Genomic DNA, 21,326 nt, shown 5'->3' with positions numbered 1-21,326 from the left:
TGGCTTCCTTCAGACCCCACCGTTGGCCAGTGACGCCCTTGCCATTCAGATTATCTTCCCCTTAGTCAGGGTGATAAGGCATCTTTCAGCCTATCGGGTTTGCCAGCTTCGCTGGGCAAACAAAAGATTAGCAGCTTAATAGCTGCTAATTACTTAACTGCAGCAACAACCGAAATTTCAACAAGCAAGCCATCTCGAGCCATTTTAGCTTCAACACAGGCGCGTGCAGGGGCATAGCCTTCAGGTACCCAGGCATCCCACACCTCGTTCATCTCAGCAAAATACTCCATGCTTTTTACATATATAGTCGCGCTTAGCATATTCTCTTTCGAGCTGCCGGCTTCATCTAGTAAAGTAGCTACTTTATCGAGCATAGTTTGAGTTTGCTCTTTAATATTTTTTTCAGCGTCTGCACAAACTTGTCCACACAGATAAATAATACCGTTATGCTTTACTATGCGGCTCATACGCGCATTAGTTTGAAGGCGTTCAATTGTCATAATTTATATTTTCCAAATTGTTTGGCATTAAACAGTGTCAGGCGCATTTATGTTTTTATATTCGCTGCGCTGGGTTTGCTCATTATAATTAATTACGGCAACTGCACCGGTATTAAAAATAGGCATATGGCCCACACATAACTGATCAACCAAATAACTTACTATGGGCATGTGCGCCACTACTAGCCAAGTATTACACGCAGGATGCGCCGCTATTAACGTTTCGATGTAATCGGCTGCAATTTGCGGTTTACCTTCAGGTATAATGTCTTTGCAGGTTTCGCTAAATTTAAACGTGTTATTTTTAGCAACCCCTTTTGCTGTTTGTTGAGCTCTAATGTAAGGACTAACTAACAGCGCATCGGGTGAATAGTTTTTTGCCAGCCACAGCCCCATTTTTTCAGCTTCAATATGACCCTTTTGGGTTAACTGTCTCGCTGCATCATCGGCCTGCATTGGCGTTGCTTCGCCGTGGCGCATTATTAAGATTGTTTTCATAATAAATCAACCAATTAAAGAATATAAAACAGTAGCCAATTTGCCCGTTCTTCCGCTATATTAACAAGGTAACACTATTTATTTCTTAAATAGTTCTGTCATGATATTCAGGTAAATCTTATCGCTGTATTTCTCTGTCCTGAAGTTATCATCTGTTGTTAACAAGTAAACATTTAGTTTCAGGAGCATCATTTGAATATCAGTCGCAATGATAACAGAGCCTACCGCGCTCTAACACTGGACAATGGTCTAAAAGTACTCTTAGTGCAAGATAAAGATGCAACAAAAGCCGCTGCGTCTATGGCTGTTAATGCTGGACATTTTGACGACCCTGTTGATAGACAAGGCTTAGCACACTTTTTAGAGCACATGCTATTTTTAGGCACAGATCAATTTCCTGACTCAGGTAGCTTTAATAATTTTGTATCACAAGCGGGCGGCAATACCAATGCCTGGACCGGAACTGAGCACACTTGCTACTTTTTTGACATTAATAATCAAGAATTTGAACATGCGCTAAAGCAATTTAGCCGGTTTTTTATTGCGCCATTATTAAATGCTGCAGAAACAGAAAAAGAACGTAACGCGATAGAAGCAGAATTTAAATTAAAAATTAAAGACGACGGCCGTCGTATATACCAAGTACATAAAGAAACGGTTAATCCGGCTCACCCTTTTGCTAAATTTTCGGTAGGTAATTTACAAACATTAGCCGACAGAGAGCGCTGCATTAGCGACGAGCTAAGAGACTTTTTTAAGCAGTTTTACCAAGCTCAATACATGACTTTGGTCATATGCGCTAATGAGGAGCTCGACACTCTCCAAGCATGGACAAAACAATACTTTACTGCGGTTTGTGGTAACGCCAAGCAACCAAAACCCGCAATTAGTGCGCCGCTATACCGAGCGCAAGACCTAGGAAAACTGCTGCACATTGAACCTCATAAGCATATGCAAAAGCTTATAGTGAGCTTTGCAATGCCTAATATTGATGACTTTTATCGTCACAAAACAGTGAGCTTTATTGCACACTTACTCGGTTATGAAGGTGCGGGCTCGTTATACTCTATTTTAAAACAGCAAGGCTGGATAAATGCACTTTCTGCTGGGGGTGGTATAAATGGCAGTAATTTTAAAGACTTTAATATTAGTATGGCACTAACGGATGAAGGTATTGAATACTTTGAAGATATTATTGAAATGATCTTTGAGTATATTTGCCTCATTAATAACAATATTGAACAGCTACCGCGCTTATACCAAGATAAAAAGAAGCTATTGCAAATTGCCTTCGATAACCAAGAACAATCGCGCTTAATAGACTGGGTAAGTAACTTAAGCATTAATATGCAACATTACGATCAGCCTAACTACTTACAAGGCGACTATTTAATGGAAGGCTTTAAACACGCCACCCATGAAATGGCCATGCAATGGTTAAAGCCACACAATATGCGCTTGGTACTTATTCACCCCGGGGTTGAGCCTCAACATAAAGCAGCTTGGTATAATACACCTTACAAGGTTGAAAAAATTTCGACTAGTTGGCTCGATGCACTAAGTAACATTAATAAACCACTCAATGAAATGCGCTTACCTGTTGTTAATCCTTATTTAACCAAAGACGTTGAGCTGTTTGATATAATTGAGCCACAAACAAAACCTGAGCTAATAGTCACAGAGCCTGGTTTTGATTTTTGGTTTAAACAAGACAACACCTTTCGCGTTGCCAAAGGTCATTTTTACTTGGCAATGGACTCAGACTTTGCAATAAAAGATGTAAAGCACATGGCACTTACCCGCCTCTTTTCTGATTTATTTATGGATAGCGTTAGCGAGCAATTTTACCCTGCCGAACTTGCAGGACTTAGTTATCACTTAACGTCTCATCAAGGTGGGTTAACACTACATACAGCGGGGCTCTCATCAAGCCAGTTAGAGCTGGTTGATGAACTCATTGATGCTTTATTTAACGTAGAAATTTGCTCTAAACGTTTTGCCGAGTATAAAAAGCAATTAGTAAGGCATTGGCGTAACAGTAATCAAAATAAGCCCGTAGGTGAGCTGTTTAGCATGTTAGGCGCAAAAATAATGCCGTGGAATCCACAGCCAGACGAGTTGGCTGACGCATTAAAAAACACGTGTTTTCAGCAATTTAATGAATTTAGACAAGACTTTTTTAAAGCCCTGCATGTAGAGTCATTTTTACATGGTAACTGGCAACAAGCTGATGCAATTAGTTTTCAGAAAAAAGTAGCCGCGCACTTAAAAAGCGCCGCTGTAATAGCCGATTTAACACGGCCATTATTTGAAATTAACAAAGTAACGCGCTTTGAGTTAACGCTTCCTTGTAATGATCACGCTATGCTTATTTACTATCAAGCACAAACCGACTGTGTAAGTGAAAAAGTAAAAATGATGGCGCTAAATCATCTAATCAATCAAGATTATTTTAACGAACTACGCACCACGCAACAATTAGGCTATTTAGTTGGTGCCGGTTACGCGCCTTTTAACACCCGCGCGGGCATTGTTTTTTATGTGCAATCACCCAAGTTTGAAACCAAAACAATACTGCAGCGCCATAATAACTTTATTCATGACTATTTGACCAATATCGATAATTTAACCCCACAAGATTGGTTACAACAAAAGCACGGTCTAACCACACATATAGCCGAAGCAGATAAAAACCTGCGACTGCGCTCGCAACGATTATGGTTAGCTATTGGTAATCGCGATCACGAGTTTCATATGCAACAACGCTTGCTTGATGCATTAAATGCATTAACCCTTGCAGATATAAAAGCATACGCGCTAAGCCTTTTTAGTGAAAATAGACCTAGATATGAGTTTTTAAGCTCTGCAAAGCCCAATAAAGCGCATAATCAGGCCCTTTGCTCGCATTCTCTTTGACAGTGAGTAACGCTTGATTTAGATTGTCGTTTGAAAATTAAATGTTATAAAAACAATAAAAATAATGATCACAATAATAATAAAAATAAGCTTACTATTAGCCCTATTAGTTGCCTCGCATAGCCTATATGCCTTAGAGGCAACTTTTAACTTAAATTTAAATACCGTTGCAGTTACGGCAAGCGCAATAATTGTGCTTGTTTTATGCTACATGCTAACGGTTATATATAAGCTTAAGCGCTCGCGCTATCAACTTATGCTTTCTGAACAACGCTTAAAAAGCACTGTTGAAGGCAGTGGCGATACCCTATGGGATTGGAATATAAAAACCGGTAAAGTACTTCGTATTAACGATAAGTACTTAATGGATTCAATATTATCAACAGAGTTTCCACCTAATAAAAGCCTTATTCACCCAAGCGACATTACCCAAGTAGAATATTTACTTAAAAAACACTTTGCTCAACAAACTCCTTTTTTTGAAGCGACTTATCGGATTAAAGATCATTTTGGCGGCTGGCTATGGGTACTCGACCGCGGCAAAATAATAGAAAAAGACACCAACCTTAGCCCCCTACGTATGACAGGCACAGTGCGCGACATTTCACAATTAAAGCTAACCGAAGAGCGCTTAAACCTTTTTGCAAAATGCGTTGAATCGCTAACCGATGCCCTGGCTATTTACGATAAAAACTTTAAGTTAGTCGATATTAACCCCAGCTTTTTAACCTTATTTGGTGGCGTGCGCGAGCAGTACCTTAAAAAAGATTTTAATTTGCCCGGCTACGATAAAAGTTACATTAACACTATTAAAAAAACCGTATACCAGCGAGATAGCCTGCAACAAGAAGTTAAATTACGCAATAGTGCACATGTTTTATTACCCATAGAAATTTCGATTGATGAAATTAGAAATGATCAAAACCAAATAACTAACTATGTCGTTGTATACTCTGATTTAACCGAGCGTAAAAAAGCCGAATCGCAACTGCATAACCTCTCCAATAGAGACCGCACCACCAACCTGCCTAACCGTAATTTGTTTTTTACCGACTTACAAAAATTAGGGCAACTAAACTCGCACCATGCTTTGTTAGTTTTCGACTTAGATAACTTTAAAAAAATAAATGACTCTTTAGGGCACCAACTAGGTGACAGCTTATTAGCTAAACTCGCTATGCGGCTAAATAAGCTCACTCGCGAGAATGACGTGTTTTATCGCTTAGGCGGCGATGAGTTTGCACTGGTAATGTCTGATACTAACGACATATATACGATTACCCGCACCGCTAAACAGTTTTTAGCGGCTATTGCTACACCTTTTAAAATGGCAGGACATGAGCTCGCCATTACCTCAAGCGTTGGCATTGTGTTGTTCCCTGAAGATGGCAATACCCCAGAACTACTATTAAAAAATGCCGACACCGCTATGTACCACGCTAAAAAGAAAGGTAATAGTTATCTGTTTTTTAATGACACCATGAACCGTGAAGCCGTAAAACGCCTGCAAATAGAAAACCTAATGCGCTTTGGTTTAAAAGAAAATCATTTTGCCGTGTATTACCAACCAAAAATGAATATTCATACTGGTAAACTTGTGGGAATGGAGGCCTTAGTACGCTTTATCACGCCTAAAAAAGGCATTATTAGCCCGGGTGTTTTTATCCCAATAGCAGAAGAAACAGGGCAAATAATAGAAATTGGTGAAGTGGTTTTAAATAAAGCCTGTCGCGATGTAAAAGAGTGGCTTGATGCGGGCTTATTTAATGGCAGAGTTGCTGTGAATTTATCGGCAAAGCAATTTAGTTTACCCGACCTAACAACACGTATTGATGTGATTTTACAAAAAAATGCATTGCCCTCTTACTTTTTAGAGCTAGAAATTACCGAAGGCACGGTAATGGACGACCCTAAAGATGCTATCGCAATAATGTGCTCACTCAGCGCCCGAGGTATTCATTTAGCAATGGACGACTTTGGTACCGGCTACTCTTCGCTGGCCTATTTAAAGCAGTTTCCGCTTAATACGCTTAAAGTTGATAAAGCCTTTATCGATGACATGAAAAACGAGCGCGGCCGCAATATGGTCGACTCAATTGTTACTATTGCCCATAACCTTGACCTACATGTGGTTGCAGAGGGCGTAGAGCAAGCGTCGCAAATAGAAATACTCAAACAATTAAACTGTGAAACAGTACAAGGCTACTATTACTCTAAGCCGCTATCAAAAGATGAGTTTACCGAATTTTTAAAACTCCAGCACAACAAGTCTGTACCTAGTTTAATTAGTCCGATTAAAAAAGTGGCTGCCACTAATTAAAATTAAAAAACAGAAATAAAAAATTAAGGATGCCATATGCAAGGGTTAATACCTACACTTCGCAGTAACGCACGGCGGTAATGTAAATTAAACAAACACCATGCAACCGGCCCAAGTAAACCCGCTAACAACAGCCAACGCTTAACCGGCATACCCTTTTTAATCGCCTCTAAATACATAATCGCTATAAACACTGCGCTTAATAAAACAAAAATCAAAGCAATACCTAAACCTGTAAAAACAAGCCGCGTATTTTAACCATAAAATGACTATTTTTAAAGCTATGCACTTACTATTTGAATCTAAGCAATAAAAAAAGCCGAACAAGTCGGCTTTTTAATATAAATAATTAGGCGCTTACTTTTCAGCACGGCCCATAAATTTATGCTCTGCAGTATTGATACGAATACGATCGCCTGTAGAAATATGCTCAGGAACTGAAATATTTAACCCTGTAGACATACGCGCCGGCTTTGAGCGTGCACTCGCCGAAGCACCCTTAATAGATGGGTCGGTTTCTTCCACAACCAGTTCAACACTTGATGGCAAATCTAGGCCAACCGGTGCGCCATCTATTACAATAACGTGCACGCCTTGAGTTTCTTCATTTACGAACAAAATCTCTTCGCTAATCGCATCTTTACTTAGATTATATGGCGTGTAATCTTCGTTATCCATAAACACATACTCGTCACCATCAATGTACGAAAGCATAGCTTCACGACGAGTTAAATCAGCAAGTGTTAACATATCACTGTCTTTAAATGTTTCATCCACTTTGCTGCCCGTTACTACGTCGTATAAACGCATACGGTACAAACTACCACCAGCACGACCTTGTGGAACTGAGCGTACTATATCTTTTACAACTAAAACGCGACCATTAAAATCAATGGCTGTCCCTTTTTTAACTTCACTCGCCTTTGGCATGAATATATTCCTATTATTTTTGACTCTGAGAAACATACCACGAACTAGATTTTGTTCAACTAAAACTGCTTCAAAACCCCGCTATACCTTGGATTAACTCATAAAATTATGATTTTTACAAAAATACATATAATCAAACATTAAAAAAACTGTTATGGTAGTTTCATCGAGTATGACTTCAAGGAATGGATCATGGACCAACAAACTGTACATGAGTATTTAGTTAACAAACCACTAGTTAAAGTAACCCAACCTTTTTCTAAAGAAGTTGATGTTTACAAGGTAAACCATAAAATGTTTGCCACCCTTGCACTGGGTAATGATGAAAATAACGACGCCAATGGCGAGCCTATTTGGTGGTTAAATTTAAAATGTGACCCCGACGAAGCACTAGCATTAAGAGATATGTTTACTGCAGTGATCCCTGGCTATCATATGAATAAACGCCTTTGGAATACCATAATACTAGATGGCACAATACCGCAAAATGAGATTAAGCGAATGATTGATAATTCATTTGATTTAGTGGTAGATAACATGCCTGAAAAAGATAAAAGAATTATCGCCGCCCATCTTTAAATATACCATTTTATTTTAAATACGCTTGAAGTACTTCAAGCGTATTTATTACCAATATTTAGCCCCCCTAAAGCTAAATTCAAACTTCCTGTTATATACCTCGATGCCAAAACACTTTTCAACACACAGCGTTTACCTTTAAATATCAGCAAGTACAAAAACCCACTTTCAAGTGGTAGACAATACTCTCTAAGGGTATGGTTTATTACTTATTCGAGTGATATTTAGTGAGTTTAATAATTTGAGTGGTTAGTAAACTTTTTAATAGGCTTTCGCTTAAATAATTTAGCCATAAAAAAACCGCATATAAAATGCGGTTTTTATTAGTAAATGCTTATTTACTTATTCTTTAGCACTTGGCGCTGCAGCATCGTCAGTGGCTTGCTCTGCAGGCTCCGACTCAACTGTTGGCTCTGCGCTTGGCTGAGCGGCATAAAACTTAGCACCTGACTCTGCCATTGCTACAAGCGTGTCGCAAGGGGTAAAAATTGCATTGCTACTGCCTAATGTAGACATGTCTGAGCTTATTTTACTTGCGCCTAGTTTATCCATATAGCTAAATGGTCCGCCGAAGAACGGTGGAAAACCAATACCAAAAATAGCACCAATATCACCGTCACGTGGGCTGGCAATAATGCCTTCGTCTAAACAACGAACCGCTTCATTTAGCATTTGTGCGATACAACGTTTGGCAATTTCGCTTTTATTTAAACGTGGAGCTGGGGTAACGTTTAGTAGTTCGTAAACTGACTCATCAACCTTTTTTCCTTTTTTATCATACTCATAAAAGCCACGACCAGTTTTACGACCAAGGCGTTTTGACTCTATCATACGAGTAAATGCATCGGGTGCTTTAAAACGCTCGCCTAGCTCTTTTTCTAAAATTGGCGCAATTTTAGAACCAATATCAATACCCACTTCATCAAGTAATGCCAGTGGACCTACCGGAAAACCAAACTCAACTAAGGCTGCATCAATTTTTTCAATTGGCTCGCCTGCTAGCATTAAGTTAGCCGCTTCGTTTAAGTAAGGCGCTAAAATACGGTTTACATAAAAGCCGGCGGTATCTTTTACTACAATAGGTGTTTTACCTTGCTTGCGCGCAAAGTTTACCACACGAGTAATGGTCTCTTTTGAGGTGCCTGCGTGTGGAATAATTTCTACCAGTGGCATTTTTTCTACTGGTGAAAAGTAATGTAAACCAATCACGTTTTCAGGGCGCTGAGCTTGAGCTGCAATTTGCGAAATAGGTAATGACGAGGTATTGCTCGCAAAAATAGTATTTTCTTGGCATTCACGCTCTACATCAGCAACCATGCCTTGTTTAAGCTCAAGATCTTCAAATACCGCTTCAATTACTAAATCTATATTTTTAAAACCGCTGTAATCGGTAGCGCCTGTAATACGGCTCATTGTTAGCTGCATATCGGCTTTAGACATAATGCGGCGCTTTAAGCGCTTATCTAAAATTTTATAGGTATAGCTCATTGCATTACTAATGCCCTGCTCTGCTACATCTTTAATACGTACCGGTACTTTAGCTTTAACGGCACTTACGTGCGCAATACCTGCGCCCATTAGTCCGCCACCTAACACTGCGGTTTTGTTAATTACTGGTGCGTCGTCGTTACGCCAGTCTTTTTTCATTTCTGTGGTTGCAAAAAATACACTGCGCAGCGCTTTTGATTCGTCGCTCATTACGAGCGTTGCAAAGCTTTCCGCTTCGGTTTTATACGCTTTTAGCTTATCGAGCTCTACGCTTGCACGTACTGCTTTAATAATTAAAAGTGGCGCAGGGTAATGTCCGCCTGTTTGTTTAATGACGTTTTCTTTTGCTTTTTTAAAGATAAAGTTACGGCCAAACGGATTTGATTCTAGCAGCTTGCTCACGGTGTCGAGTTTTGGCTCTTTAGCTGGTGCTTTGCCTTTAGCGGCAAATTCTTTCGCTACTTTTAATAGCACGCTATGTGGTACGCAATCATCTAATACACCGGCTTTTTTAGCTTGCTTTGCACGAATTTGCTTACCAGTTAGCATCCATTCTAAGCCTTTTTGAATGCCAATTATTTTAGTTAAACGCTGAGTACCGCCACCGCCAGGTAATAAACCTAATTGCACTTCTGGCAAACCAATTATGGTAATACCACTGTCGGTGCCTACGCGATAATCACAGGCTAGTGCAAACTCTAACCCGCCACCTAAAGCTGCACCATGAATAGCACTAACAGTAGTAAAAGGTAGGTTTTCCATGTCAAAAAATGCATGGTGACATAACTCGCTAATAGCTAAAGCATCTTCACGCTTTTGCACACTATCAAGCATTTTAACGTCAGCGCCAGCAATAAAGTTATCACTTTTACCACTAATAAATACCATGCCTTTTACAGACTGCTGCTTAGCTTCGGCTAGTAAGGCTTTTAAATCATCGGCAAAACTACTGCGCAGGGTATTCATTTTTTCGCCCTGCACATCTATAGTTACTACGGCGATTTTATTTTCATCAACCGTTAAATTAAATACTGAATCTGACATTACGCACTCTCCAATACAAAAGCTGCACCTAAACCACCTGCAGCACAGGCTGTTGTTAATGCTAAACCGCCACCACGACGCTTAAGCTCGTATAAGCTTTGCGTAATTAAGCGAGCACCGGTTGCTGCAAATGGATGTCCATAAGCAAGCGATCCACCTAATACGTTAAACTTATCCATGTTAATTTCGCCAATCGCTTTGCTGCGACCTAAGTGCTCTTGCGCAAACTTATCTGAGGCAAACATTTTCATGTTAGCGAGTGTTTGCGATGCAAACGCTTCGTGCATTTCTATTAAGTCTAGGTCGGCAAGGGTAATACCCGCTCTATCTAGTGCGATAGGCGTGGCATGAGCTGGACCCATAAGCATATCTTTTTCAACACCAATGGCTGAAAACGCAAAACTGCGTACATAACCAAGGATTTCGTAACCCAGTGCTTTTGCTTTGCTTTCGCTCATCATTAATACCGCAGCTGCACCGTCGGTTAATGGGGTGGCGTTTGCTGCAGTTACTGTACCGTGTTGGCGGTCAAATACTGGCTTAAGCTTAGCGTAGCCTTCAACCGTTGAGTTTTTACGAATGTTGTTATCTTCTTCAATAAAGCTTTTATATGGCGGTAAGTGCGCCGTCATTACTTCATCTTTTAATTTTCCATCTGCCCATGCTTGGGTTGCTAATGAATGCGAGCGATGCGCTAATGCATCTTGATCTTCACGGCTAATGTTATGTGTTTTAGCCATTTGCTCAGCAGTTTGCCCCATTGAAAGGCCTGTTGAGTACTCTGCAACTGCAGGAGGCACTGGCAATAAATCTTTTAAACGCAACTTTGAAAATATTTTTAAGCGCTGACCTAAGGTACGCGCTTTATTTAAATCAACTAAACTGCCAGCTAATTTTTTGCTCACGCCAATGGGTAGTACCGATGAAGAATCGGCGCCGCCCGCAATACCTACAGTAACAGAGCCGGCCATAATAGACTCAGCAACGTTGGCAATAGCCTGAAAACTAGTCGCACAGGCACGTGAAACTGAATACGCATCAACCGATACCGGCATGCCAGTACCTAATACAATTTCGCGTGCTATATTTGGTGCTTCTGGCATTTGTACTACCTGACCAAATACAAGTTGATCAATTTCTGACTTGTTGAAATTTAATCGCTCAAGCATTTCGTTAACCACAAGTTTACCCATATCAAGTGCAGGTACATGGTGGAACGCAGTTGCTTGCTTGGCAAAAGGTGTACGTAGGCCGCTAACTATGGCTATACGATCGCCTTTTGGTGTTTTAAGTATGTTTTGCTCAGACATTAATTATGCTCCCGCTGACAGGTCTGACCTGTTTGTTTTACTCGATTCTAAACAACCCGTGTACTAAAGCCAATAGATAAACTGAAATTTATCGATTAGTAGGCAAATAAAATTCTCTAAGACCTACTATATAAGTACTACAATAGGCTTTTTTAGACGCATTTACAAAGTTTTGTGATAGGCTAAAAGTCGTTAATAAATAACGAACTATTTTTAAAAATACAGTCTAACTCTTGAGTTATCCAATTTTAAACCTTATAACTAGGTCAGTATTTCGTACCCAAATAACTTTGGTATTATTCCAGCTGACGAGGACAGTCTATTTATTATGGCAGCTAACGCATTTTCACAATTAAAAACGTACTTAGATACACAAATTATTGGCCAGCCAGAGCTTACTCAAGCGCTACTTATTACCATTTTAGCTGACGGCCACTTATTAGTAGAAGGCCCTCCTGGCCTTGCAAAAACGCGCGCCGTAAACGCCTTAGCTAAAGGCATTGAAGGCTCGTTTCAGCGGGTGCAATTTACGCCCGACTTGCTCCCTGCCGATATTACTGGTACTGATATTTATCGCCAGCAAACCAGTGAGTTTGTATTTGAAAAAGGCCCACTGTTTCATAATCTTATTTTAGCTGATGAAATAAACCGTGCCCCAGCTAAAGTACAATCAGCTTTATTAGAAGCCATGGCAGAGCGCCAAGTAACTGTGGGTAAAAATACTTATCCGCTAAGTGACCTATTTTTAGTAATGGCCACACAAAACCCGCTAGAACAAGAAGGCACTTACCCGCTACCTGAAGCGCAGCTTGACCGCTTTTTACTGCATTTGAGTATAGGTTACCCCGGCGCAGAGCACGAATTAGACATACTGCGTTTAACCCGAGGCGAAGCATTAAACGAGCAACAAGCGGTAATGCAAAAAATTAGTCAAAGCGATTTATTTGCCGCTCGTAAAGCTATTTTAGGCCTTTATTTAGCACCACCACTTGAGCAGTATTTAGTGCAGCTTATTATAGCTACCCGTGAAGGCGCTAAGTTAGATGCACAACTAGGTAGCTGGATTGAGTTTGGTGCTAGCCCACGTGCCACTATTGCCCTTGATAAATGCGCCCGTGCGCATGCTTGGTTGCAAGGCCGCGATTTTGTAGCGCCCGACGATATTCAGGCAGTAGTACATAATGTATTGCGCCATCGTATTATTTTAAGTTACGAAGCCCAAGCCGATGGCATTACTAAAGATCAGGTAATTAGCCGTATTGTTGAACTTGTAGCCGTACCGTAACTTATGCAAACACCATTAGATCCCCAAGCATGGCTTGCACAAAGCCATAGCCACGGTGTAAATTTAGCGCTTAAAGAGCTGATGTATTACAAAGCCAAAGCGCAATTGCTAGAGCTGGCTCCTAAAGTAAAAATTAAAAACACCTTAACCGGGCAATACCTTGCGCCGCATAAAGGCCGTGGTATGGAGTTTGCTGAAGTACGCCACTATCAACAAGGCGACGATATTCGCTCTATTGATTGGCGTGTAACTGCGCGCACTGGCGAAACACACACTAAGCTTTTTCAAGAAGAGAAAGAGCGCCCAGTGTTTATTTTTACTGATTTTTCAAACTCGATGCTATTTGGCTCGCAGTTGTTATTAAAATCGGTGCAAGCCGCGCACATTAGCGCATTGGTTGCTTGGTCGGCCTGCCAACGTGGTGACCGTATTGGTGGCATTGTATTTAATCAGCACTCTCATTTAGAACTCAAGCCCAGCGCCCGTGAAAAAGCGGTATTAAAGCTGTGTCATAATTTGTGTGATAGCCACCAGCAAGCCCTTAACGCAATTGACGAGCAAGCCACTAACAACTTTAGCGATAACTTAAAGCGCCTTAACCATTTGGCTAAACCCGGTAGTTTAGTGTATTTAATTTCTGACTTTAATGCCCTAGACGACGCCAGCTTTAAACAGCTCGAAATACTAAGCCGTCACTGCGAGCTAATTGGTTGCCACATAAGCGATCCATTTGAGCATCAGTTACCGGCATTTAAACAAGCCGTTACAGTAAGCGCCAATGGCCAAGACTTTGCCCTACCACTTATGGATAGTAGTTTTAGAGCGCGCTTTGCTAAAAATGCCGAACAGGCATTTAGCACACGCTTTAATCGCTTAACTAAATCGGGTCTTAATTTAATATCATTCAATGCAGCCACACCGCTTGAGCTGCAATTAGTGAGAAAATAACCATGCAAACGTCTCCACTTGATGGCCTACACGACATAATAGCGCCAAGCCAAGTAAATTGGTGGCCACTTGCCCCTGCTTGGTGGGTTATTATTGCCGTTTTGTTATTGCTGCTAAGCGCCGCAATTTATATGGCTTATAAGCGTTATAAATTTAAACAACCAAAACGCTTCGCGGTTAATTTAAGCCAACAGCACACTGATCCTCAGCAATTACATATTATTTTAAAACGCTTAGTCATTGCCTATTACGATAAACGCCTTGCTACGCAATCTACCAAGCAGTGGTGTAATACGCTTAATACACTAACCGGATTAAGTTTTAGTGAACAAGAAATTCTCAGTGTTTATAATCTTGAGCAAAACAATAGCGCGCTAGAAAATAAGTTTCGCCAAGCAATTAAGCAATTTAAGTTAAAGGAAGTGGTTAATGTTTGAATTTAGCTGGCCATGGCTGTTTATATTACTCCCCCTGCCTTTATTACTATTATTACTAAAACCGGCTGTAAACAATGCACACACTCGACTGCGGATCCCAAGCTTTGCCAAACATAACTTAACCAGCCAAAGCGTTGAAGCTCATGCACGGCGCTTAACCCCGTTCGAGTGGGTTATATGGCTATTACTGGTAATAGCTGCGGCAAACCCTACTTGGTTAGATGATCCTATTTCAATGCCAAACGAAGGCCGCGATATAATGCTGGCGGTTGATTTATCAGGCTCTATGACCGAGCAAGACATGGCTTACAATGGCCAATATGTTGACCGCTTAACTATGGTTAAAGCGGTATTAACTGATTTTATAGAGCAGCGCCAAGGCGACAGGCTCGGCCTTATTTTATTTGGCGACACCGCCTTTTTACAAACCCCCCTTACGCGTGATGTAAAAACCGTAAGTAAAATGCTTTCTGAGGCACAAATTGGTTTAGTTGGCCGCGCCACTGCCATTGGCGATGCTTTAGGGTTGTCGGTAAAACGTTTTGCAAACAAAGATAAAAGCAATCGTATTGTGGTGCTACTAACCGACGGGCAAAACACTGCGGGTAATTTACAACCCGAAGAAGCCCTACTGCTTGCCAACGCCAATGGTATAAAAGTGTATACCATTGGCGTTGGCTCAGATAATCCTCGTGGGTTTAGTTTATTTAATATGGGCGGTATGAGCGGCGACACAATAGATGAAGGGTTATTAAAACGCATAGCCGAGCAAACTGGCGGCTTGTACTTTAGAGCTAAAGATGTAGCCGGTTTACAGCAAATTTATGCCGAACTAGACAAATTAGAGCCCATTAGTGTAGATGAGCAAACCTTTCGCCCGCAAAGCTCATTATTTTACTTGCCGTTATTAATCGCTATTTTATTAATTAGCTTAAAAGTAATGTTAACAACCCTGCGCGCAATAAAGGAGCCTAACTAATGGATTTTGAATTTATTCGCCCTGCTATTTTGTGGTTACTCATACCCGCAGTTGGGTTATTTTTTGTTGCCTTAATTAAGCGCAAAAAAGCCACCAATGAGCAGCTAATTGCACCGCATTTAGCACAGTTTATTATGAGCGACGCAAGCACTAAAACTAACCAGCCACTTTGGTTATTAGCGCTATTTTGTAGCTTAGGGATTATATTTAGTGCCGGCCCCAGCTTTGAAGAAAAACAAGTACCTGTGTTTCAAAGCAAAAATGCTCGCGTTATTGTTATGGACATGTCGTACTCTATGTACAGCACAGATATTTTACCAAATAGATTAATGCAGGCGCGTTTTAAAGCCCTCGATATGATTGATTTATTTAAAGAAGGCGACACAGCGCTAGTAGCCTATGCAGGCAGTGCTTATACCATTTCACCGCTAACCAACGACGCCACTACACTTGAAAACCTAATACCTAGCTTAAGCCCAGAAATAATGCCCGACAAAGGCTCTAATGTTTTAGCTGGCCTTGATATAGCAAAAGAGCTATTAGGACAAGCCGGTTACCTAGACGGCGATATTATTTTAATAACCGACGGCATTGATCAGCAAGAGCAAAGTGAGGTGAGCACCTTTACTAAAAACACCCAATACCGATTAAATATCTACGGTGTAGGCACCGCCCAAGGTGCGCCAATTAAACTACCCGAAGGCGGATTTTTAAAAGACCACTACGGGCAAATTGTAGTGCCAACTATTAATACCAGCCAGCTAAAAAGTTTAGCTACAAACAGCGGCGGTAAATTTGCTAGTTATCAGCCAAGTAGCGCCGACATTGCTGTTTTTGCACCTAGCGCTAATGGTGAGTTGTTAAAAGATGAAAAACAAAACCATGCGCTTTGGCGTATAGACGCCGGTATTTATGGCTTATTACTGCTACTACCTTTAAGCCTTTATTTATTTAGACGTGCGGCTTTGCTGAGTGTGTTTTTAGTGTTTAGCTTTTTACCACAGCAAAATGCCTATGCCGTAGAGCTGCCCACAGTTTTAAAAAACACCGATCAGCGAGCGCTTGATGCTTATAACAATAAAGATTATGAGCAAGCAATAACAGCCCAATCGAGCCAATTAAAAGGCGCTGCACTTTATCAGCAAGGGAACTTTGAGGCCGCGGTTAATCAATTTAGTGATGATAAATCGGCAACCGGTTTTTATAACTTTGGTAACGCACTTGCTAAAGCGGGCAAGCTAGAGGAAGCAATTAATGCTTATCAACAAGCTCAAGCATTACACCCTAACTTTACACAAGCCGCAGACAACCAAGCACTGGTTGAGCAATTACTGAATCAGCAGCAAGAGCAACAAAGCCAAGACGGCGGCGAATCACAAGACGGGCAAAAAAGTGATGAGCAAAACCAACAGCAAAATTCTGATGAAGCCAAGCAAGATCAGCAACAAAATGATGAGCAAGGCGAAGCGCAAAGCGACAGTGAAAAAAACAGTGACGATAAATCGGATAAAGACTCTGAGCAAGCACAAGAGCAAGCTGATCAACAAAATAAACCTGACATGCAAGCTGAGCCGCAAAACGAGCAAAGTGAAAATCAACCAGCCGAACAGCCAAATGATAACGCTGAGCAACAAAGTGAGCCACAGGCTGCAAACGAACCTGCGCCCGACGAGCAACAACAAACTGCCGAGCAACAAGCGCAAGCAGTACAAGCCAGTGAGCTGACTAACGAAGAAAAAGAACAAGCACAGCAGCTTAACCAGCTGCTGCGAAAAGTGCCCGACGATCCCGCTATTTTATTACGGAATAAAATGCAATTAGAAGCCCAAAAAAGACAATATCAACGTCGCCCCACAGGAGTAGAAAAGTCATGGTAATGCGATTATTTTGCTGTTTATTGCTATTAAGTGCGATGCCATTGATGGCTGCCACCAAACTCGAAGCCAGTGTAAATAAAAACCCGGTGTTAGCGGGTGAGTTTTTTATTCTTAATATTACAGTAGACGACACAATTAAAGATGAACAACCCGATACCTCAATGCTGTTAAAAAACTTTGTGGTTGGCCCTACTAGCTTAAGTACCCGCACCAATATTATAAATGGCAGTATGAACAAGCAAACCACCTGGTCGGTTAAACTAATGACCCGCCGCGAAGGCGAATACACTATACCGTCGTTTACTGTTGCGGGGCTCAGCTCGCAGCCTATTACTTTAAAAGTTGCCAAGCGCGCAGCTGATGCCGATAAAAATAACGATATATTTTTAAAAACATCGCTCTCAAGTAAATCTTTGTTTGTACAAGAAGCCGGTGTTTATACGCTTAAACTTTATTTAGCTAAAGAGCTACTTGACGGCAGCTTAGGCACACCTAGCATGGAAAATGCACAACTTAGCCAATTGGGTAAACAAACAGAGGATTATGAACTGGTTGACGGTAAACGTTATTTAGTCATTACTCGAGAGTATTTAATTCAGCCGCAAAAAAGTGGTGACTACACTATTGCCGGCCCTGCTTTTCAAGGCCGTGTGCAGCAAAATTACCGCCAGTTAGAAGTGTCGGCGCTTGGCAATGATCAGCAAATAGAAATAAAGCCTATTCCAAGTAATTACAATGGCGCTTGGCTGCCTAGTGAGTTAGTAAGCTTAGATGAGCAATGGCAACCAGAGGATAATACTGTTGAGGTAGGCACTCCTATCACACGCACAATTACCTTAACGGCACTTGGTGTAACTAAAGAGCAACTCCCCGAAATATCAATGCCCGATATTACAGGGATCCGTAGCTACCCAGACCAAAAAGAAAATAACAACGCGGTGCGTAATGGCCGTGTAGTATCGCAGCAAATTGCCTCTTATGCTTTGTTACCACAAACACCTGGCACTTATACGCTGCCCGAAATAAAACTGCCTTGGTACAACACTAAAATAAATCGTATTAGCTTTGCTACTTTACCAGAGCGCACTATTACTGTGCTCCCTAGTAGCAATGCTGCTAATCCTGTAATTATAAATGATTCGCAAAATACCAATAACCAAGCAGCAGGACAAAATAGTGTTGATGCAACTAACCCACAGCAAATACAAAGCTCAACACCATTATGGTTAATAGTTGTTGCTGTACTGGGCTATTTATTATGGGTTGTGACTGCAATTTTTTATTGGTTAAGCCGTTCTACTCATAATGCGCATGTAGCAACTATAACTGATGAAGCACCCGCGCTGCCTAGTTTGAAAAACTTATTACATGCAGCAAATAAAAACGATGCAAAAATGTTTTATAGCGCATTAAATATATATGCAAAAACAGTAACTAAGCAAAATATGGGCGCTATTGATACTTTATGCCGTGCTATTAATGATGCAGAACTAACTAATAATGTGATGCAGTTACAAACACAATTATACAGTAATAAAAAAACAACCAGCAATCTTACAGCTATAGTTAAATTACTTAAAAAGTATCAGGCTCAAACATTAAAGTCGCAACAAGCTGTATTAAAAGACCTTTACCATTAAATTTTAATGCGTGTAGACCTTTTATTATATTAAATAATATTTAACTAAAAAAGAACTTATGTTTGGAAATAAAAAATCGAATAATCAGGTCTTAATTGATATGGCACAAAAGCAAAAGCGCTACGAAGCCTTGGTTCATGTTTACCATAAAGAGCTTTACCGCTTTGCCTATTGGTTATGCCGTGATCCACACATTGCCGATGACTTAGTACAAGAGACTTTTTTGCGTGCCTGGCGCTCGCTCGACTCTTTACTGGATCAAAAAGCAGCAAAGTCGTGGTTACTTACGATTTTACGTCGCGAAAACGCGCGACGATTTGAGCGCAAACAATTTGATTATAGCGATATAGAAGATGAATTATTGGTTGATGAAACCAGCCACTCTTTAGACGATGAAATGGAGCAAACTGTTATTCAACGCCAAATAGCACTCTTGCCTGATGAATACAAAGAGCCATTATTACTGCAAGTAGTAATGGGCTGCTCAGGCGAAGAAATTGCAAATATACTCGATTTAAACAAAAACACGGTAATTACACGCCTATACCGTGCTAGAAACCAACTTAAAGAGGCTTTAAGCCGTGATGATGAGCAACTTAAAGGGGCATCAAAATAATGGATGAGCTTGAGTTTCGTCGCCGCACTATTGCGCAGCCAAACGATATTGACAATGAGCTTACCGAGTTTGCTAAAGACAACTCAGAGCGACAACGGTTTATTAACGACATGAAAGATTTCGATAAATATTTACAAAGTGCAGCTAATGACGTTCCGGTACCTGAAAACCTAGCCGAGCGAATTCTTTTAAACACCTCTTTAAAAGAAAAAGCACAGCAACAAGCGCAAATACCGGCTAATAAAAACGTTATTGCATCGCGATCGCGCTTTAAGTTTGACCGAGTACATTTAGCCCTAGCCGCTTCGTTTGTTGTTACTATAAGTGCATTCTTTTTTAGTTCTGAGCAAAATACCTATGGCGCAGGTGAGCATGCTTTAGCCCACGTTTATCACGAAATAAATTCTCTCGATAAAACACAAGCAATTAGCCTGCAAAGCGTGAATGAAAAGCTCGCCTTACTTGGCGGACAATTAAGTGAGCTACCCGGTAAAATTACTTACGCTATGTTTTGTGACTTTAAAGGGGAGAAAGGCATACATTTAGTGTTTGAATCTGACTTTGGCCCTATGACGGTATTTATTGTGCCGACTAAAAATAAAGTGTTTGAAATGGGCTCTGATGACTTTCATGATGACAGATTTGAAGGCCATATTAATAGAGGCCAACAAGCCGATACCGTATTAATTGCCAGCTTAGGTGCGCCGGTGAATATGTATAATGAACGTGTTTCTGGCGCTATTCGCTGGCTGTAACCTTGTAGCTTCTCGCACCGCTCAGATCTGCTAAGCGGTGCGCTTAATATTTAATAATTTCACTCCTGCCCCTTAAATATTACCAACCAGCCAACTGATTTTTAAAGTAAATAATATTTCTATAGGTATAATCGACACTTTATTTTATTTAAGGATTTTCATGAAGAATTTTGTCGTTATTTTATCTTTGTTGGCCTTGCTAATGACTGCAAGCTTTGATGCACAAGCACGTAAAAAGTTTGGTAGTAGCAAACGTGGTAAAACTCCAGCTACGCAACAAACCGCACAAAAGCAACAAACACATACCAAGGCAGTTGCGCCTGCGGCAAAGCCAGCATCTAATAAAAAAGGCATTATGGCGGGTGTATTTGGTGGACTGCTTGCTGGTGGCTTAATTGCTGCTATGTTAGGTGGTGATTTTGAAGGGTTTCAGCTGCTAGAGATGATTTTACTTGCGGGTGCAGCCTTTATAATATTTAAACTTGTTCGTGGCTTTATGCGCGCAAGGCAGTCGCCTCAACTGGCCAGTGCTGGCATGTCACAAAATGCATTTAAACAAGCACCTATTGAGCATGAACAAACAACAAGTACAGGATTTGCTAATAGTACTGCGCACGGCGACGATGTGCCTTTTAACTTACCGCCTGGCTTTGATACAAACGGCTTTTTACAAGGTGCTCGTGAGCATTACCACACACTACAAAATGCGTGGAACGAAGCTGATTATCACACTATGGCTGAGTATTTAAGCCCTGAATTAGTGGCCGAATTTAAAGCAGAGCGCGAAGCAATTACAAGCGTAGCTACTGAAGTGATGTTTATAGATGCAGAACTAGTACGCGCAGATACGCTGACTGACAAGTGGCAAGTAAGCGTACGCTTTAAAGGTAAGTATCGCGATTTAGCAGATAAACAAGAACAACCTATTTTAGAAATTTGGCATTTAGAGCGTTTAACGCTTACTGATGCACCTTGGCTGATTGTTGGCGTTGAAGATTTAATAGACGCATAGGCTCTAAATACGAGGCAAAAATAAACCGCACTAACCTAAGGTTGTGCGGTTTTTTAGTTAAATAATTTAACTAACCTGAGCTCCGGATAATAAACTTATCTCAAGCAGCTGTTTTCAGCGCTAACTGCGTTGAATTTACTTGCAATAGGCCAGCTATTGACGCGTAAATTCGCCTTGTTTTCACTGAAAACC

At 40.8% G+C, this 21,326-nt stretch carries 18 protein-coding genes; 12 read left to right on the top strand and 6 right to left on the bottom strand.

Annotated elements, in window-relative coordinates; all coding sequences use genetic code 11:
• Nucleotides 1–149: 149 nt before the first annotated feature.
• Together H5058_RS16755 and sixA are read right to left on the bottom strand one after the other, a co-directional pair.
• The gene (locus H5058_RS16755) at nt 150–500 is read right to left on the bottom strand and encodes a RidA family protein (protein ID WP_011327663.1); all 351 of its coding nucleotides are present in this window, start codon (nt 498–500) and stop codon (nt 150–152) included.
• A gap of 27 nt (nt 501–527) precedes the next feature.
• Entirely contained in the window at nt 528–998 is a 471-nt protein-coding gene (sixA, locus tag H5058_RS16750) for a phosphohistidine phosphatase SixA (protein ID WP_089367948.1), read from the bottom strand.
• Nucleotides 999–1,190: 192 nt separating this feature from the next.
• Here sixA and H5058_RS16745 point away from each other — a divergent pair, with 192 nt between their 5' ends.
• Together H5058_RS16745 and H5058_RS16740 are read left to right on the top strand one after the other, a co-directional pair.
• Complete coding sequence (locus H5058_RS16745) at nt 1,191–3,914, top strand: insulinase family protein (protein ID WP_182679114.1); 2,724 nt, start codon at nt 1,191–1,193, stop codon at nt 3,912–3,914.
• A gap of 64 nt (nt 3,915–3,978) precedes the next feature.
• The gene (locus tag H5058_RS16740; protein ID WP_182679112.1) at nt 3,979–6,234 is read left to right on the top strand and encodes a bifunctional diguanylate cyclase/phosphodiesterase; all 2,256 of its coding nucleotides are present in this window, start codon (nt 3,979–3,981) and stop codon (nt 6,232–6,234) included.
• Nucleotides 6,235–6,257: 23 nt separating this feature from the next.
• Here H5058_RS16740 and H5058_RS16735 read toward each other — a convergent pair whose 3' ends face one another.
• Both H5058_RS16735 and yeiP read right to left on the bottom strand, forming a co-directional pair.
• Nucleotides 6,258–6,452 (bottom strand): hypothetical protein, encoded by a 195-nt coding sequence (locus tag H5058_RS16735; RefSeq protein ID WP_182679110.1) that lies wholly within the window; start codon nt 6,450–6,452, stop codon nt 6,258–6,260.
• 139 nt (nt 6,453–6,591) lie between these two features.
• Entirely contained in the window at nt 6,592–7,164 is a 573-nt protein-coding gene (gene yeiP / locus H5058_RS16730) for an elongation factor P-like protein YeiP (RefSeq protein WP_011327658.1), read from the bottom strand.
• A gap of 192 nt (nt 7,165–7,356) precedes the next feature.
• On the opposite strand from yeiP, the gene H5058_RS16725 reads away from it, so the two are divergent.
• Nucleotides 7,357–7,743 carry an MmcQ/YjbR family DNA-binding protein gene (locus tag H5058_RS16725; protein WP_182679108.1) on the top strand — a complete coding sequence of 129 codons (387 nt, stop codon included), beginning with the start codon at nt 7,357–7,359 and terminating at the stop codon, nt 7,741–7,743.
• A gap of 342 nt (nt 7,744–8,085) precedes the next feature.
• Here H5058_RS16725 and fadJ read toward each other — a convergent pair whose 3' ends face one another.
• Both fadJ and fadI read right to left on the bottom strand, forming a co-directional pair.
• On the bottom strand, nt 8,086–10,275 hold the full coding sequence (gene fadJ, locus H5058_RS16720; RefSeq protein ID WP_182679106.1) for a fatty acid oxidation complex subunit alpha FadJ: 2,190 nt from the start codon (nt 10,273–10,275) through the stop codon (nt 8,086–8,088).
• Entirely contained in the window at nt 10,275–11,585 is a 1,311-nt protein-coding gene (gene fadI / locus H5058_RS16715) for an acetyl-CoA C-acyltransferase FadI (RefSeq protein ID WP_011327655.1), read from the bottom strand. Before fadI ends, fadJ begins: the two co-directional genes overlap by 1 nt.
• A gap of 328 nt (nt 11,586–11,913) precedes the next feature.
• Here fadI and H5058_RS16710 point away from each other — a divergent pair, with 328 nt between their 5' ends.
• The 9 genes from H5058_RS16710 to H5058_RS16670 all read left to right on the top strand — a co-directional run bounded on the left by H5058_RS16710 (nt 11,914) and on the right by H5058_RS16670 (nt 21,134).
• A complete protein-coding gene (locus tag H5058_RS16710; RefSeq protein WP_182679104.1) occupies nt 11,914–12,870 on the top strand; it encodes a MoxR family ATPase in 957 nt (318 codons plus the stop codon).
• 3 nt (nt 12,871–12,873) lie between these two features.
• On the top strand, nt 12,874–13,818 hold the full coding sequence (locus H5058_RS16705; protein ID WP_086998270.1) for a DUF58 domain-containing protein: 945 nt from the start codon (nt 12,874–12,876) through the stop codon (nt 13,816–13,818).
• A 2-nt stretch (nt 13,819–13,820) separates the two neighbouring features.
• Nucleotides 13,821–14,255, top strand: a complete 435-nt coding sequence (locus H5058_RS16700) for a DUF4381 domain-containing protein (RefSeq protein ID WP_011327652.1) — start codon at nt 13,821–13,823, stop codon at nt 14,253–14,255.
• On the top strand, nt 14,248–15,234 hold the full coding sequence (locus H5058_RS16695; RefSeq protein ID WP_182679102.1) for a VWA domain-containing protein: 987 nt from the start codon (nt 14,248–14,250) through the stop codon (nt 15,232–15,234). Before H5058_RS16700 ends, H5058_RS16695 begins: the two co-directional genes overlap by 8 nt.
• On the top strand, nt 15,234–17,111 hold the full coding sequence (locus H5058_RS16690; RefSeq protein ID WP_089367940.1) for a VWA domain-containing protein: 1,878 nt from the start codon (nt 15,234–15,236) through the stop codon (nt 17,109–17,111). Before H5058_RS16695 ends, H5058_RS16690 begins: the two co-directional genes overlap by 1 nt.
• A complete protein-coding gene (locus H5058_RS16685) occupies nt 17,105–18,751 on the top strand; it encodes a BatD family protein (protein WP_182679100.1) in 1,647 nt (548 codons plus the stop codon). Before H5058_RS16690 ends, H5058_RS16685 begins: the two co-directional genes overlap by 7 nt.
• Nucleotides 18,752–18,851: 100 nt before the next feature.
• Nucleotides 18,852–19,367 carry a sigma-70 family RNA polymerase sigma factor gene (locus tag H5058_RS16680; RefSeq protein WP_244181074.1) on the top strand — a complete coding sequence of 172 codons (516 nt, stop codon included), beginning with the start codon at nt 18,852–18,854 and terminating at the stop codon, nt 19,365–19,367.
• A complete protein-coding gene (locus H5058_RS16675) occupies nt 19,367–20,122 on the top strand; it encodes a DUF3379 domain-containing protein (RefSeq protein ID WP_011327647.1) in 756 nt (251 codons plus the stop codon). The genes H5058_RS16680 and H5058_RS16675 overlap by 1 nt, the downstream gene beginning before the upstream one ends.
• A gap of 160 nt (nt 20,123–20,282) precedes the next feature.
• Nucleotides 20,283–21,134 carry a Tim44 domain-containing protein gene (locus H5058_RS16670; RefSeq protein WP_182679098.1) on the top strand — a complete coding sequence of 284 codons (852 nt, stop codon included), beginning with the start codon at nt 20,283–20,285 and terminating at the stop codon, nt 21,132–21,134.
• The last annotated feature ends 192 nt before the right edge of the window (nt 21,135–21,326 follow it).

The organism is Pseudoalteromonas sp. SR45-4, assembly GCF_014163535.1.
Taxonomy (GTDB): Bacteria; Pseudomonadota; Gammaproteobacteria; order Enterobacterales; family Alteromonadaceae; genus Pseudoalteromonas; species Pseudoalteromonas nigrifaciens.
The sequence above is the reverse complement of the archived record's forward strand: the minus strand, read 5'-3'. Positions and strand labels throughout refer to the sequence as shown.

Coding starts and splice junctions, on each gene's coding strand:
- H5058_RS16755 (WP_011327663.1), bottom strand. CDS start 500: ATGACAATTGAACGCCTTCAAACTAATGCGCGTATGAGCCGCATAGTA.
- sixA (WP_089367948.1), bottom strand. CDS start 998: ATGAAAACAATCTTAATAATGCGCCACGGCGAAGCAACGCCAATGCAG.
- H5058_RS16740 (WP_182679112.1), top strand. CDS start 3,979: ATGATCACAATAATAATAAAAATAAGCTTACTATTAGCCCTATTAGTT.
- yeiP (WP_011327658.1), bottom strand. CDS start 7,164: ATGCCAAAGGCGAGTGAAGTTAAAAAAGGGACAGCCATTGATTTTAAT.
- H5058_RS16725 (WP_182679108.1), top strand. CDS start 7,357: ATGGACCAACAAACTGTACATGAGTATTTAGTTAACAAACCACTAGTT.
- fadJ (WP_182679106.1), bottom strand. CDS start 10,275: ATGTCAGATTCAGTATTTAATTTAACGGTTGATGAAAATAAAATCGCC.
- fadI (WP_011327655.1), bottom strand. CDS start 11,585: ATGTCTGAGCAAAACATACTTAAAACACCAAAAGGCGATCGTATAGCC.
- H5058_RS16710 (WP_182679104.1), top strand. CDS start 11,914: ATGGCAGCTAACGCATTTTCACAATTAAAAACGTACTTAGATACACAA.
- H5058_RS16705 (WP_086998270.1), top strand. CDS start 12,874: ATGCAAACACCATTAGATCCCCAAGCATGGCTTGCACAAAGCCATAGC.
- H5058_RS16700 (WP_011327652.1), top strand. CDS start 13,821: ATGCAAACGTCTCCACTTGATGGCCTACACGACATAATAGCGCCAAGC.
- H5058_RS16695 (WP_182679102.1), top strand. CDS start 14,248: ATGTTTGAATTTAGCTGGCCATGGCTGTTTATATTACTCCCCCTGCCT.
- H5058_RS16690 (WP_089367940.1), top strand. CDS start 15,234: ATGGATTTTGAATTTATTCGCCCTGCTATTTTGTGGTTACTCATACCC.
- H5058_RS16685 (WP_182679100.1), top strand. CDS start 17,105: ATGGTAATGCGATTATTTTGCTGTTTATTGCTATTAAGTGCGATGCCA.
- H5058_RS16680 (WP_244181074.1), top strand. CDS start 18,852: ATGGCACAAAAGCAAAAGCGCTACGAAGCCTTGGTTCATGTTTACCAT.
- H5058_RS16675 (WP_011327647.1), top strand. CDS start 19,367: ATGGATGAGCTTGAGTTTCGTCGCCGCACTATTGCGCAGCCAAACGAT.
- H5058_RS16670 (WP_182679098.1), top strand. CDS start 20,283: ATGAAGAATTTTGTCGTTATTTTATCTTTGTTGGCCTTGCTAATGACT.